This window comes from Brevundimonas viscosa (assembly GCF_900116065.1).
In the GTDB taxonomy this organism is placed as follows: Bacteria; Pseudomonadota; Alphaproteobacteria; order Caulobacterales; family Caulobacteraceae; genus Brevundimonas; species Brevundimonas viscosa.
This window is the reverse complement of the sequence record NZ_FOZV01000002.1, coordinates 246,164-258,568: the sequence shown is the minus strand read 5'-3', so window position 1 is coordinate 258,568 and position 12,405 is coordinate 246,164. Positions and strand designations below refer to the sequence as shown.

The window sequence follows — 12,405 nt, the reverse complement described above, 5'->3', positions numbered from 1 at the left end:
CTTCGGCGCAGGCGGCGCAGACGGCCGCCAGACTAGGTCGCGAAACTTCCCGCCGCCAAGCTGAAAATCGCCCTAGCGGCGGAACACGCCCACCAGCTCGACGTGGGCCGACCACAGGAACTGGTCGATCGGCGTGACCCGCTCCAGCCCAAAGCCGGCGTCGATCAGCACCCGGGCGTCGCGGGCGAAGCTGCCCGGGCTGCAGGACACGTAGACGACGGTGGACGCCTTCGTCCCCGGCAGCTGGCGGCTCTGTTCCAGCGCCCCGGCCCGCGGCGGGTCCAGCACGATGGCGTCGCAGCCGCGCAGGTCGTAGGGCGCCAGCGGACGGCGGAACAGGTCGCGCGCCTGGGCCTCGATCGGCTTCAGCCCGCGCGCCGAGCCCACGCCGGCCTTCAGCGCCGCGATGGCCGGCGCCGCGCCGTCGGCCGCGAGCACCGGCGCGACCGTCGCCAGCGGGAAGGTGAAGGTGCCGGCGCCGCAGAACAGGTCGGCGATCTTCCTGGCCCCCTTCACCGCCGCCACGGCGCGCTCGACCATGGCCGCCTCCGCGGGGGGCGAGGCCTGCAGGAAGCCGCCGGCCGGCAGGGGCACGGTCGCCGGGCCGAAGGCCACGGTCGGCTGGCGGGCCATGACCAGGGTGTCGCCGGCCAGGCTCAGGCGGGCGAGATCGGCTTCGGCGGCGGCCGCGATGGCCCGCATCTGCGCGTCCCGCGACAGGCCGCCGGTGCGGCGTTCGACGCCGGTGACGTCGACGTCCAGCCCGGTCAGGGTGGCGGTGACGTGCAGGGTCGGGGCGGACTTCGGATGTTCGAGGAAGGGCGCGGCGACCCGGGCCAGGGCGGGAAAGGCGGCGACCAGCCGGGGATCGGCGATCGGGCATTCCGTCACCTCGACCAGCCGCCAGCTGCGCCGCGCCTTGAAGCCGAGGATGGCCCGGCCGTCCGCCCCGCGGCGCGCGTGCAGGGCCAGCCGGCGCCGGCTGGCCGGCGGGGTGGCGACCGTCGGTTCGATCTCCGCCTCGATCCCCTCGCGCGCCAGCGCCAGCCGGACCTGCTCGCGCTTCCATTCGAGGTAGGGCGTGGCGGCCCAGTGTTGCAGCGAGCAGCCGCCGCAGTCGCCGTAGTGGGGCGAGAGCGGCGCCACCCGCTCCGGGCTGGGCGTGACGATCTCCACCCCCTCCAGCCGTCCGTCGCGCACCTCGCCGCGCACCGTCTCGCCCGGGAGGGTCAGGGGCGCGAACACCGGGCCGGCCGGGGTGTCGGCGACGCCGTCGCCCTGGGCGCCCACGCGCGAGATGATCAGCGTCTCCGTCATCGGCCGCTCTTAGCCGCCGCCGTCGTCGCGCGAAACCTGAACGAAGATGAACGCATCGCTCAAAGGCCGTTCAGCTTGCGGGCCCTACAAGCGATGCAACAGACAGGGGGCCGGAACCGTTCGGCCATCGGATTAACCTTTTCGAGGACCAGGTCGATGAACATTTCCCGGACCCGCAAGGCCGTCTTCGGCGCCGCCGCCCTCGCGGCCGCGGGCCTGATGGCCGCCCCCGCAACGGCTTCGGCCCAGGCCTACGGCTATCAGGGCGACCGCTATTACGGCCAGGACCGCTACGGCTACGACCGGTACGACAGCTACGACTACTGCCGCAGCGACCGCAACCAGCGCCGCGCGGCGGGCGCCACCATCGGGGCCGGCGTGGGCGCCGTGGCCGGCTCCCAGCTGGCGGCCCGCGGCCGTCGCACCGAGGGTTCGATCCTCGGCGGCGTGCTCGGCGCGGTGATCGGCGGCAGCGTCGGCAACGACTCCGGCCGCGACTGCGACCGGTATTACGACCGCTCCGGCTACCGGGGCTACGACGACCGCGGCTACTACGGCTCCGACCGCTACGACGACCGGTATCGCGACGATCGCTATCGCTACGACGACCGCTACCGGTACGACAGCCGTTACAGCTCCGGCCGCTACGAGAGCCGCTACGGCTGCCGGTCGGTCCGCTACGAGACCCGCGACTGGAACGGCCGGATCGTGACCCGGTACGAGGACGTCTGCGACGGCTACTGACGAGATCGCGGCGCCGATTACTTTTCAGCCCCCCTGTCGATCGGCGACGTGACGGAGGCCCCCGGTGGAGAGATCCGCCGGGGGCTTTTCCATTGGGCAGGGCTTACGCAGTAGGCAGCAGGGGAAGCTGGCGGCGGCGGCAGGATGCGGCGGGGATCGCGTCCACAAGTCCTACTGTCCTACTGCCCACTGCCTCCCCGCCTACCGCCGCACCGCCCACAGCAGCCACTCCACATTCCCGTCCCCGCCGGCGATGGGGCTCTCCGCCGTCGCCTGCACGCGCCAGCCCTGCCCTTCCAGCCAGGCGGCGACACGGTCGAGCGCGGCCTGCCGGGCCTCCGGATCGCGAACGAGGCCGCCGCGGCCCACGTCGGCGCGGCGCTCCATCTCGAACTGCGGTTTCACGAGCGTGACGAGGTCCGCGCCCGGAGCGGCGAGCGCCAGCGCCGCCGGCAGGACCTTGGCGAGGCCGATGAAGCTGGCGTCGCAGACCAACAGCTGCGGCGGCTTCGGGATCAGGTCCGGCGTCAGGTCGCGGGCGTCGGTCTTCTCGAGGTTGATCACCCGCGGATCGGCGGCGATCCGCGGATGCAGCTGCCCCTGACCCACGTCGACGGCCCAGACCCCGGCGGCGCCGCGGCGCAGGCAGACCTCGGTGAAGCCGCCGGTGGAGGCGCCGATGTCGAGCACGACCCGCCCCTCGACCGGCACGGGCCACAGGTCCAGCGCATGATCCAGCTTCAGCGCCGCGCGGCCGACGAAGTCGTGGGCCGCCGCGAAGCCGATCTCGGCGTCCGCCGCCACCATCTGCGACGCCGCCTTCGCCGGCTGGCCGTCGACGGTCACCCCGCCGGCCTCGATGGCCGCCTTCGCCCGGGCCCGGCTTTCGGCCAGACCGCGAGCGACCAGCAACTGGTCGAGCCTCATCATTCCTCCCCCGCAGGGGGAGGGGGACCATGCGCAGCATGGTGGAGGGGGGGCGCCACCTTCATCGGCGCGAGGGTCGTCCCCCTCCACCGCTTCGCGGTCCCCCTCCCCCAATGGGGGAGGATTGTCATCGCCTCACAGCCCTTCCAGCCGGGCCAGCGCCGCCTGCAGCCTGGCCTTGCCGGCCTCGGCGGCGGCCAGCTTCTCGCGCTGCTCCTCGACCACCTCGGGGGCGGCGCGGGCGACGAAATTGGGGTTGCCCAGCTTCTTGCCGAAATGGCCGATGTCGCTGTCCAAGGCCGCGATCTCCTTCTCCAGCCGGGCGCGTTCGGCGGCGAGGTCGATGATCCCGGCCAGCGACAGGGCGGCGGTAGCCCCGCCCGAGACGAAGGTGACCGCGCCCTCCGGGGCGGCTTCGGCGCTCGTCAGCTCGGACACCCGGCCCAGGGTCCGGATCAGGTCGCGGTGGCGGCTCATCCGCTCCGCGGTCGCCGCGTCCGGCGCGACGAAGGCCAGCGGCGGCTTGGCCGAGGGCGGCACGTTCATCTCGGCGCGCAGCTGGCGGATATCGGTGACCAGATCGACCAGCCAGCCGATCTCTGTCTCGGCCGAGGCGTCGACGAAAGCGTCGGGCAGGTGCGGCCATGCGGCGCCGATCAGCAGATCCTCGTCGCGGGGCGCGCCGTCGCCGGCGGTCTGGGCCCACAGCTCCTCGGTGATGAACGGCATCACCGGGTGCATCAGCTTCAGGGTTTGGTCCAGCGTCCAGGCGGTCATGGCCCGGGTCTCGGCCTTGGCCAACTCGTCCGCGCCCTGGAACACCGGCTTGGCGAGTTCGAGGTACCAGTCGCAGAACACGTTCCAGACGAAGCGGTACAGCGCCGCGGCGGCGTCGTCGAAACGGCCGCCCTCGAGCGCTGTCGAGACCTGGCGCTCCGCCTTCGTCAGCTCGCCGAGGATCCAGCGGTTGATGGTCTGCTGCGCGCCGGCCGCATCGAAGCCCTCGACCCGGACCGCCTCGTTCATCTGGGCGAAGCGCGCGGCGTTCCACAGCTTGGTGCCGAAGTTGCGATAGCCTTCAATGCGTTGCTTGGACAACTTGATGTCGCGCGTGCCCGACAGGATGGCCATGGTGAAGCGCAGCGGGTCGGCGCCCAGCTCGTCGATGATGCCGAGCGGGTCGATGACGTTGCCCTTCGACTTCGACATCTTCTGGCCCTTCTCGTCGCGGACCAGGCCATTGATGATCACGCGCCGGAACGGAACTTCATCCATGAAGTGAAGTCCCATCATCATCATCCGGGCGACCCAGAAGAAGATGATGTCCGCGGCCGTCACCAGATCGGACGTCGGATAGAAGCGTTCGAGGTCCTCCGTCTTCTCCGGCCAGCCCATGGTCGAGAACGGCCACAGGGCCGAGCTGAACCAGGTGTCGAGCACGTCCTCGTCCTGGCGCAGCTCGCGGTCGCCGGCCTGCGCCCGGACCTCTTCCTCGGTCTCGCCGACGTAAATGTTCCCCGCGTCGTCGTACCAGGCGGGGATGCGGTGGCCCCACCACAGCTGGCGCGAGATGCACCATGGCTCGATGTTGCGAAGCCACTCGAAGTAGATCTTCTCGTAGCTCTTCGGCTCGAAGACGGTGTCGCCCTGCTCCACCGCCCGGATCGCCGGCTGGGCGAGGGTGTGGGCGTCGACGTACCACTGGTCGGTCAGCCACGGCTCGATGACCACGCCGGAGCGGTCGCCGTGCGGGACGACGTGGCGGGTCTTCTCGATCTCCTTCAGCCAGCCTTCGGCCTCGGCGCGGGCGACGATCGCCTTGCGCGCCTCGAAGCGGTCCATGCCGCAGTATTCCGCCGGCACGTCGGGCGTATCGGCGTTGGTGATCCGGGCGAAGGCGTCGAGCACATTCAGCGCCTCGAGCCCCGTGCGTTTTCCGACGCCGAAGTCGTTGAAATCATGAGCCGGAGTAATCTTCACCGCCCCCGAGCCCTTGGTGGGATCGGCGTAGTCGTCGGCCACGATGCGGATGCGACGGCCGGTGATCGGGTGGTCGATCTCCTTGCCAACGAGAGCGGCGTAGCGGGCGTCGTCCGGGTGCACCGCCACGCCGGTGTCGCCCAGCATGGTCTCGGGCCGCGTGGTCGCCACGACGATGTAGTCGCGCGTCTCCCATTCGATCGCGCTTCCGTCGTCGTCGAAGGCCACCGGGTGTTCGTAGGTCACGCCGTTGGCCAGCGGATAGGCGAAGTGCCAGTAGTGGCCGTCGACCTCGCGCTGTTCGACCTCGAGATCCGAGATGGCCGTCTGGAAGTGCGGGTCCCAGTTCACCAGCCGCTTGTCGCGGTAGATCAGCCCCTCGCGGAACAGCTGGACGAAGACCTTGCGGACGGCGGCGTTCAGCCCCTCGTCGAGGGTGAAGCGTTCGCGGCTCCAGTCGCAGGAGGCGCCCAGCCGACGCAGCTGACGCACGATGGTCCCGCCGCTCTCGACCTTCCATTCCCAGACCTTCTGCACGAAGGCCTCGCGGCCCATGTCGCGGCGGCCGACGTTGCCCTGCGCCGCCAGCTGGCGCTCGACCACCATCTGGGTGGCGATGCCGGCGTGGTCGGTGCCGGGCAGCCACAGCACCGCCTTGCCCTTCATCCGGTGATAGCGGGCGAGGATGTCCTGCAGGGTGTTGTTCAGCGCGTGGCCGATGTGCAGCGAGCCGGTCACGTTCGGCGGCGGAATAACGATCGAATAGGCCTCGGCCGCGGTGTCCTGACGCGGGGCGAACAGGCCGCTGGCTTCCCACTGCGCATAGAGGCGCGGTTCGGCGGCTTTCGGATCGAAGGTCTTGTCGAGCATGGGGAGGATCAATCGGACAAAGAGAAAGGGCGGCCCCGCCGGAGCCGCCCTGGGACGATCTAGAGAAGATCGGTGCGCAGGTGAAGGTCAGCCGGCCGAGCGGGCGATGCGTTCCACTTCCTTGCGTACCTCGCGCTCGACGATGCCGGGCAGATTGGCGTCCAGCCAGTCCTTCAGCATCGGGCGCAGCATCTCGGCGACCATGGCCTCGATGGTCGAACCGCTGGCGAAGCTGAGGTCTGGGCCCCGCGGCGCGCTGGCCGGCTCCGGCTTGCGCAGGGAGGACGCCAGGCCGGCGAAGGCCGAGGCGGCGCTGGCCGCGGCGCTGTCGCCGACCAGCGAATCATAGCCGCCGCCCGTCGACTCCCCACCCGGGGCGTCGAAAAAGGATTCCGTCGGCGCCGCCTCCGCCGCCGGGAAGGGCTCCGGCTCGGCCTCGGCGGGCGAGACGTCCAGATCGCCGATGGTTTCCCCGGCCGGCGCTTCGTAGGTGTCGGTCAGCTCGAGCACGTCCTCCTCGGAGGCGGCGGGCTCCTGCATCGACGGCGTCTCGTCCATCAGCGCGGGCGAGACGTCCTCGGGCTCCGCCTCAGGTTCCGGCTCAGGCTGCGCGGCGGGCGCCGGCGCAATCTCCGCGGGCGCGTCGTCTTCGGAGATGATCCGGCGGATCGACGCCAGGATTTCCTCCATCGTCGGTTCCTGGGCGGTCTGGTCGGTCATGGCGAATCCCCGGGAGCACGCATCCGCGCACGGACAAGTCGATCTGGCTGACGCGGAGGGGCGGCCCCTCCCCGCAGCCTGTCGTCGCATCTACGCCCCTTGGAATCAACGGGCGTTTTCGCCCGGCGGGCGAGCGGCGCCTCAGTCCTGCGGCGCGGTCTGGACGACCTCGGACTTCAGCTGGGCGTCGATCGGAGCGTCCGCCTGGTCCGCGGCCGGAGTCACCGGCGGGGCGGCGACCCGGTCGAGGGTCTCGAGCACCCCGTCCCACGGCAGGGCGCCGCGGTTGCGCACCCGCTGGTAGTTGGCGGCCGGATCGTAGCGCTCGAGGGTCGGGTCCAGATCCGGCCCTTCCAGCCGGCCCATGGCCGCGAGCAGGTTGGCCTGCGCCACATATTCGTTGCGCCGCGCGCTGGCGAGGGTGACCTCGGCGTTGCGCAGCTCCAGTTCCTGGTTGAGCACGTCCAGCGTGGTGCGCAGGCCGACCTGGGCCTCCTGGCGCACGCCCTCGGCGGCGACGCTGGCGGCCCGCACCGCCTCTTCGCCGGCCTGCAGCGAGGCCCGCGCCGAGATGGCCTGGGCGTAGGACGAACTGACGTCCTGCAGCGCCGTGCGACGCTCGCCCTCGACGTTGATCTGGGCGGCGTTGGCGCGCTCCAGCGCCGCGGCGACGCGCGACGCGTTCAGGCCGCCGGTGAACAGGGGAATGGACAGGGTGGCCCCGGCCGTCAGCCGCGTGTTGTCGGCGATTTCGCCGAAGCGGTCGAAATCGTTGCTGGAGCCGCCGTAGCTGGCCGTGGCCCGCACCGACGGCATGTACTCGGCCCGCGCCGCGGCCACGTTGGCCTCCGCTGCAGCTAGGTTGTAGGCCGCCGCGCGGATGGCGGGGTTGTCGACCAGGGCGACGTCGAGGGCGCTGTCAAAATCGGCCGGGACCCCCGGCAGCGCAGGCATCGGCGCGAGATCGCCCGGCGCCTGGCCGACCACGGCGGCGTAGACGGCGCGAGAGGTCGACAGCTGGGCCTGGGCGTTGGCCAGTTCGGCCTCCGATTGCGCCAGCCGGGCCTCGGACTGAGCCACGTCGGTGCGGGTGATCTCGCCGACCTCGAATCGCGCCGACGACTCCTCCAGCTGCCGCTGCAGCACGGACAGATTGGCCTGGCGGATGCGCAGGATCTCCATGTCGCGGATCACATCCGCATAGGCCTGGATCACCGAGGCGAGGACCGACTGTTCGATGCCGCGCAGGTTCTCGCGGCCGGCCAGGATGTCGGCCTCGGCGGCGGTGATGCCGTGGCCGATGCGTCCGCCGGACCACAGCGTCTGCGACAGGCCGATGCTGGCCGAGGCGCCGTCGCTGTCCGGATCGAAAGCCGTGTCGCTGTAGTCGCGGGCGTAATCGCCGCTGATCGTCACGTCGAGCGTCGGCCGCAGACCGGCGCGGGCCTGGACGATCGATTCATCCAGCGCCCGCTGGTTGGCCCGCTGGGCGAGCAGCGACGGGTTGGTGCGGTAGGCCAGGGCGATCGCTTCCTGGAGCGTCTCCGCCCAGGCGGGGGCGCCCATGCCGCCGATCATGGCGATGACGGCGACCGAGGCGAGCGCACGCGAACGTTTCAGCATATCGATTCCTGCCCGGCGCGAGGATGCGCGCCCCTTCGTATCCCATACGCCTGATGCGGGAGGCTTTGCGCTTCCGCCAGTTAAGTTTTTTTCACGCCGGGCCGAAGAAGCCGCCCTACAGGGCGAAGGTGGGTTCCGGAGCCAGTTCCACAAGCACCGGCGGCGCGGCGTCGAACAGTTCCCGCCGCGACACGCCCCGCTCTCCGCGGACGTAGAGCACGGCCTTGCCCGTCGGCCCCGCGCGCTCGACTACGGCCAGCCGGCCGCCGACCTTCAGCTTCGCGATCCACGCCTCGGGACGCGCCGGGACCGCCGCCTCCGACACGATGACGTCCCAGTCCTCCCCGGCGGGCTCCGCCAGCGGCGCGACGACGGTGGCGACGCCCTCATCGGCAAGACCGGCGCCGGCCACATCGAACACGGCCCCGTCGGCTTCCTGGGCGGTCGCCTGCAGGCCCATGCGCGCCAGAACGACGGCGGCGTAGGGTCCGGCTATGGCCAGCGCCCGCTCGCCGGGCTGGGCCGCCACGGCCATCAGCAGCTTGGAGAGATCGCGCGGCAGCATCAGCCGGCGGCCGGCCGCGACCTCCGGCTCGATCTCGGCGTAGGCGGCGAAGGCGCGGTCGGCCGGCAGCAGCCGCTCGCGCGGGGCCTCGAGCATCGCCGCCTGCAGGGCGCGGTCGGTGACGTCGTTCACCCGCACCTGGCTGTCGACCATGAGTTTGCGGGCCGCGGCGTAATCCATGGGAACTGTCCTGCTGAAATCTCGCGCGCTTATAGGTCTGCGCGTTGCGGCGGACAATCCGATCTGATAGCGAACGCGCCTCGCGATGGCGCGGCCGTTTCACGCGGCCCACGGCCTGATGGCGGAGTGGTTACGCAGCGGACTGCAAATCCGTGCACCCGAGTTCGATTCTCGGTCAGGCCTCCATCGCGAGATTCTCCCGCTTCAGACCTTCCACCCGCCCGGTCAGGAGACCGGGGCGGTGATCCAGCCGACGGCGCCGGCCACCCCGACCGCCGCCGTGACCACGGCGACCGCCAGCGCCATGCGCGCATTGCGATGAATGAAATCGAAGATTCCGCCGAACATGGCCTGCACTCCCCCCGGACGCCGGCCACGACGCCACAAGCGGAGCCGTTCATCAAGGTATACGAAGGGTTAATCGCGAACTGGTGATCGATTACGCCCGTCGGGCGAAATGGTGCAGGGCGATCGCCCCCGCCGTTCCCACATTGAGCGAATCGAAGCCGCCGGACATGCGGATGCCGACCGGCGTGCAGCGGGCGATCAGGTCCGCGGGCAGTCCCGGACCTTCGGCCCCGAGCACCACGGCGATTCGAGCCGCAGGCGGAACCGCGTCCAGGGTCAGCTCCGCCGACGGTGTCATCGCCAGCACCGCGAAGCCCGCCGCCTTCAGCGCCTCCACGGCCGCCGTCGCATCCAGTCCGACCACCATCGGGGTGCGCAACACCGCGCCGACGGAGACGCGGATGGCCTTGCGGTAGAAGGGGTCGCAGCACTGCCGGTCCAGCAGCACGGCGTCCGCACCGAAGGCGGCCGCGTTGCGGAAGATGCCGCCGATGTTGTCGTGATTGCCGATGCCGCACGCGAGCACGACCAGCGCCGTTCGAGGCAGGCCCGCGAGGACGTCGGGCAAGGCGGCGACGTCCGGCTTCCGGCCGAGCGCCAGTATGCCGCGGTGCAAGTGGAATCCCGCAATCCCGTCGAGCACCGCCTGCGGGGCCACGTAGACCGGCATGGCGGGCGGCGACAGGGCCAGCACGTCAGCCAGTCCGCCGAGCCGGTTCTCCGCCAGCAGGACGGCCGCCGGGCGACAGCGCGACGCCGCCGAGACCAGCTGGCGCAACACCACCTCGCCTTCGGCGATGAACTGACCTTCCCGGCCGGTGAGGTCGCGCTCGCGTATGTCGCGGAAGGCGGCTGTGCGCGGGTCGTCGGGAGCCTCGATGCGGATGATGTTCACGTTCGGATATTTCCCGTTGCGCGACGCTGACTCGCGCTGCTATAGCGCCCGCCTTCCCGAGCGAAACCTGTTCCGCGGTAGCTCAGTGGTAGAGCAGCCGACTGTTAATCGGCTGGTCGTAGGTTCGAATCCTACCCGCGGAGCCACTCGGTCCCCCCTCATCGTCCGCACCCGGGCGGCGCAAGCCGTCGACCTGGCGCGCGCGCGGCTCCCCCTGCCCCGGACAAGAAAAAAGCCCGACGCGAACGTCGGGCTGGAAAGTTCGGTGATGGTGGGTGTCCCCGAAGAAGGAAGACGATCCGTGGTTGGGCCGAATTGGTTAACAGCCCGTAAATCATGATCCGGAGTCGACGGGCAGCCAGGTCCACTGCCGCGCGGCGCCCGGCCCGGTCCAGCCCACCCGCCAGCCGCCGGCGATCCGCTCCACCTGCAGGTCGCCGGGCGCCTCGTCGCCCGGTCCGGGCCAGGCGAAGTCGCGGCCATTCACCTGGATCGTCTCTCCGGCGCCCGCGGGAGCCAGCAGGCTCCAGCGCCCGCCCGGCCCCGGCTGCACCCGCCTCGCCGCTCCGCCCGCCACGACGGTGACGGGCTGTTCCCCGGTCATCCGCCCAGAAACCAACGCCGACTGGCCGTCGCTGTCGACCGCCCCCAGCGCGGGCGCCGCATCCAGGCGGATCGCCGGCCGTCCCACCGCAAGCACCGCGACCGGCCCCCGGCCTCCATCGAGGATCAGCAGCCGGTCCGGCGATTCCGCCGCATCCTGGCCGACCTGGATTTCCGGCCGGAGCAGCAGCGCCGCCTCGGGGGCGGCGATGCGGATCTCGAAAGCCCCCGCGGCGTCCGCCGCCGCGGCGTAGGCCGCCCCGGCGGAGTTGCGCAGCACCACCCGCCCGCCCGGCTCGGCGCGGCCGGTCACCACCAGTCCCCCTTCGGCCCGGCGGATGGCCAGAATCGCAGGCGTGCGGGTCCAGCCGCCGTCTTCCGGGGGCGCGCCTTCAGTCGTCGGGCGGCCGGGAGGCCCCGAACACGCGACCGCTTCCAGAAGCAGCCCGCCCGCAAAGGCGATCTTCGCCAACCTGGCCCGTTTCATCCCGTCTCTCAGACCGCTAGGAGTGTCGCCCCGGATAGCGCGCGCGACCGCGTCCTGTCTCCCACACCCTAGCCGAGGCCCCATGCCGCCCGCCATCCAGCCGTTCGACGGAAAGTCCGTCTGCCTCTTCTGCGGCTCGTCCGACCGGTCGGACCCGATCTACACGGCCGCCGCGCGCCGGTTCGGCGAGCAGACCGCGCAAGCCGGCTGGCGGCTGGTGTACGGCGGCGGCGGGGTGGGGCTCATGGGGGCGTCGGCCCGGGCCGCTCATGAGGCGGGCGGCCGGGTGCTGGGCGTGATGCCCGGCTTCCTGCGCAGCCGCGAACGCCTCTACGACGAGGTCGAGACCCTGGTCGTGACCTCGATGCACGAGCGCAAGACCATCATGTACGACCAGTCTGACGCCTTCGTGGTCGCCCCCGGCGGCGTCGGCACGCTGGAAGAAGTCATCGAGGTGCTGTCGTGGAAGCGGCTGGACCTCCACGGGAAGCCGGTGATCTTCCTCAACATCAACGGCTTCTGGGATTCGCTTCTCGCTGTGCTCGAACATAGCATCGCCGAGGGCATGACGCCGGAGAGCTTCCGTCAGGCGTGGAGCGTGGTCGCCACCGTCGAGGAAGCCGTCGCCCTGATGCAACGGGCGGACGACATGCCTCACTTGAAACATGATCAGCGATAAGTAATCGTTGTTCAGTCGCATCGTCGCCCACCCGGGCGGCGGGCGGATTCGAGTTCGAAGCAACGTCCACAGCCGCCAAGGGCTCACGCCCGAGGCACGGAGACCTCCCCATGCGCGCCCTCATCGTCGCCGCGGCCCTGTTCGCCGCCGCCCCTGCTCTCGCCCAGTCGAACGTGTCGAGCGCCACGCTCGCCGACGCCTCCAAGGCTCCGGCCGGCCGCACCATCATCGACGGCGCCGCCTGGCGCTGCGAGGGCGCGACCTGCACCGCCACCGGCGGCGCCAGCCAGACCGCCGTGCGCGCCTGCCGCCGCGTCGTCGCGCGCTTCGGCCAGGTGTCCGCCTTCACCTACAAGGGGGTCGCCCTCACCGCCGAGGAAGTGGCCGCCTGCAACGCCTGATCGGCCGCGTCGCAACATAAGGGGCCGCTCCAGCCGGGGCGGCCCCTTTTTTTGCGCCCGAAGGTC

Annotated in this window: 12 protein-coding genes and 2 tRNA genes; 5 read left to right on the top strand and 9 right to left on the bottom strand. The window is 71.1% G+C overall.

Annotated features, from left to right (window positions below):
• Positions 1-72 precede the first annotated feature (72 nt).
• Complete coding sequence (locus BM333_RS05530) at positions 73-1,317, bottom strand: class I SAM-dependent RNA methyltransferase (protein ID WP_092308190.1); 1,245 nt, start codon at positions 1,315-1,317, stop codon at positions 73-75.
• A gap of 156 nt (positions 1,318-1,473) precedes the next feature.
• Here BM333_RS05530 and BM333_RS05525 point away from each other — a divergent pair, with 156 nt between their 5' ends.
• A complete protein-coding gene (locus BM333_RS05525) occupies positions 1,474-2,061 on the top strand; it encodes a glycine zipper family protein (protein ID WP_092308188.1) in 588 nt (195 codons plus the stop codon).
• 201 nt (positions 2,062-2,262) lie between these two features.
• On the opposite strand, the gene BM333_RS05520 is transcribed toward BM333_RS05525, so the two are convergent.
• The 5 genes from BM333_RS05520 to BM333_RS05500 form a co-directional block, all read right to left on the bottom strand.
• Positions 2,263-2,988 carry a TlyA family RNA methyltransferase gene (locus tag BM333_RS05520; protein ID WP_092308541.1) on the bottom strand — a complete coding sequence of 242 codons (726 nt, stop codon included), beginning with the start codon at positions 2,986-2,988 and terminating at the stop codon, positions 2,263-2,265.
• A 135-nt stretch (positions 2,989-3,123) separates the two neighbouring features.
• Positions 3,124-5,838: a valine--tRNA ligase gene (locus BM333_RS05515; protein ID WP_092308186.1), complete on the bottom strand. Its 2,715-nt coding sequence runs from the start codon at positions 5,836-5,838 to the stop codon at positions 3,124-3,126.
• A gap of 87 nt (positions 5,839-5,925) precedes the next feature.
• Positions 5,926-6,558: a DUF2497 domain-containing protein gene (locus BM333_RS05510; protein WP_092308185.1), complete on the bottom strand. Its 633-nt coding sequence runs from the start codon at positions 6,556-6,558 to the stop codon at positions 5,926-5,928.
• A gap of 141 nt (positions 6,559-6,699) precedes the next feature.
• Positions 6,700-8,181 (bottom strand): TolC family outer membrane protein, encoded by a 1,482-nt coding sequence (locus BM333_RS05505; RefSeq protein WP_092308183.1) that lies wholly within the window; start codon positions 8,179-8,181, stop codon positions 6,700-6,702.
• Between the two features lie 115 nt (positions 8,182-8,296).
• On the bottom strand, positions 8,297-8,926 hold the full coding sequence (locus tag BM333_RS05500; RefSeq protein ID WP_092308181.1) for a protein-L-isoaspartate O-methyltransferase family protein: 630 nt from the start codon (positions 8,924-8,926) through the stop codon (positions 8,297-8,299).
• Positions 8,927-9,038: 112 nt separating this feature from the next.
• Between BM333_RS05500 and BM333_RS05495 the strand changes: the two genes are divergently transcribed.
• A tRNA-Cys gene (locus tag BM333_RS05495) sits at positions 9,039-9,112 on the top strand.
• A 39-nt stretch (positions 9,113-9,151) separates the two neighbouring features.
• Here BM333_RS05495 and BM333_RS16235 read toward each other — a convergent pair.
• Together BM333_RS16235 and BM333_RS05490 are read right to left on the bottom strand one after the other, a co-directional pair.
• The gene (locus BM333_RS16235) at positions 9,152-9,274 is read right to left on the bottom strand and encodes a hypothetical protein (RefSeq protein WP_281246036.1); all 123 of its coding nucleotides are present in this window, start codon (positions 9,272-9,274) and stop codon (positions 9,152-9,154) included.
• A gap of 91 nt (positions 9,275-9,365) precedes the next feature.
• The gene (locus tag BM333_RS05490) at positions 9,366-10,169 is read right to left on the bottom strand and encodes a TrmH family RNA methyltransferase (RefSeq protein WP_092308179.1); all 804 of its coding nucleotides are present in this window, start codon (positions 10,167-10,169) and stop codon (positions 9,366-9,368) included.
• A gap of 71 nt (positions 10,170-10,240) precedes the next feature.
• Here BM333_RS05490 and BM333_RS05485 point away from each other — a divergent pair.
• Positions 10,241-10,315, top strand: a tRNA-Asn gene (locus BM333_RS05485).
• Positions 10,316-10,503: 188 nt separating this feature from the next.
• Here BM333_RS05485 and BM333_RS05480 read toward each other — a convergent pair.
• On the bottom strand, positions 10,504-11,259 hold the full coding sequence (locus BM333_RS05480; RefSeq protein WP_092308177.1) for an Ig-like domain-containing protein: 756 nt from the start codon (positions 11,257-11,259) through the stop codon (positions 10,504-10,506).
• Positions 11,260-11,341: 82 nt separating this feature from the next.
• On the opposite strand from BM333_RS05480, the gene BM333_RS05475 reads away from it, so the two are divergent.
• Positions 11,342-11,938 carry an LOG family protein gene (locus BM333_RS05475; RefSeq protein WP_092308175.1) on the top strand — a complete coding sequence of 199 codons (597 nt, stop codon included), beginning with the start codon at positions 11,342-11,344 and terminating at the stop codon, positions 11,936-11,938.
• A 110-nt stretch (positions 11,939-12,048) separates the two neighbouring features.
• On the top strand, positions 12,049-12,339 hold the full coding sequence (locus BM333_RS05470; RefSeq protein WP_092308174.1) for a DUF8200 family protein: 291 nt from the start codon (positions 12,049-12,051) through the stop codon (positions 12,337-12,339).
• Positions 12,340-12,405 lie beyond the last annotated feature (66 nt).

Coding starts and splice junctions, on each gene's coding strand:
- BM333_RS05530 (WP_092308190.1), bottom strand. CDS start 1,317: ATGACGGAGACGCTGATCATCTCGCGCGTGGGCGCCCAGGGCGACGGC.
- BM333_RS05525 (WP_092308188.1), top strand. CDS start 1,474: ATGAACATTTCCCGGACCCGCAAGGCCGTCTTCGGCGCCGCCGCCCTC.
- BM333_RS05520 (WP_092308541.1), bottom strand. CDS start 2,988: ATGAGGCTCGACCAGTTGCTGGTCGCTCGCGGTCTGGCCGAAAGCCGG.
- BM333_RS05515 (WP_092308186.1), bottom strand. CDS start 5,838: ATGCTCGACAAGACCTTCGATCCGAAAGCCGCCGAACCGCGCCTCTAT.
- BM333_RS05510 (WP_092308185.1), bottom strand. CDS start 6,558: ATGACCGACCAGACCGCCCAGGAACCGACGATGGAGGAAATCCTGGCG.
- BM333_RS05505 (WP_092308183.1), bottom strand. CDS start 8,181: ATGCTGAAACGTTCGCGTGCGCTCGCCTCGGTCGCCGTCATCGCCATG.
- BM333_RS05500 (WP_092308181.1), bottom strand. CDS start 8,926: ATGGATTACGCCGCGGCCCGCAAACTCATGGTCGACAGCCAGGTGCGG.
- BM333_RS16235 (WP_281246036.1), bottom strand. CDS start 9,274: ATGTTCGGCGGAATCTTCGATTTCATTCATCGCAATGCGCGCATGGCG.
- BM333_RS05480 (WP_092308177.1), bottom strand. CDS start 11,259: ATGAAACGGGCCAGGTTGGCGAAGATCGCCTTTGCGGGCGGGCTGCTT.
- BM333_RS05475 (WP_092308175.1), top strand. CDS start 11,342: ATGCCGCCCGCCATCCAGCCGTTCGACGGAAAGTCCGTCTGCCTCTTC.
- BM333_RS05470 (WP_092308174.1), top strand. CDS start 12,049: ATGCGCGCCCTCATCGTCGCCGCGGCCCTGTTCGCCGCCGCCCCTGCT.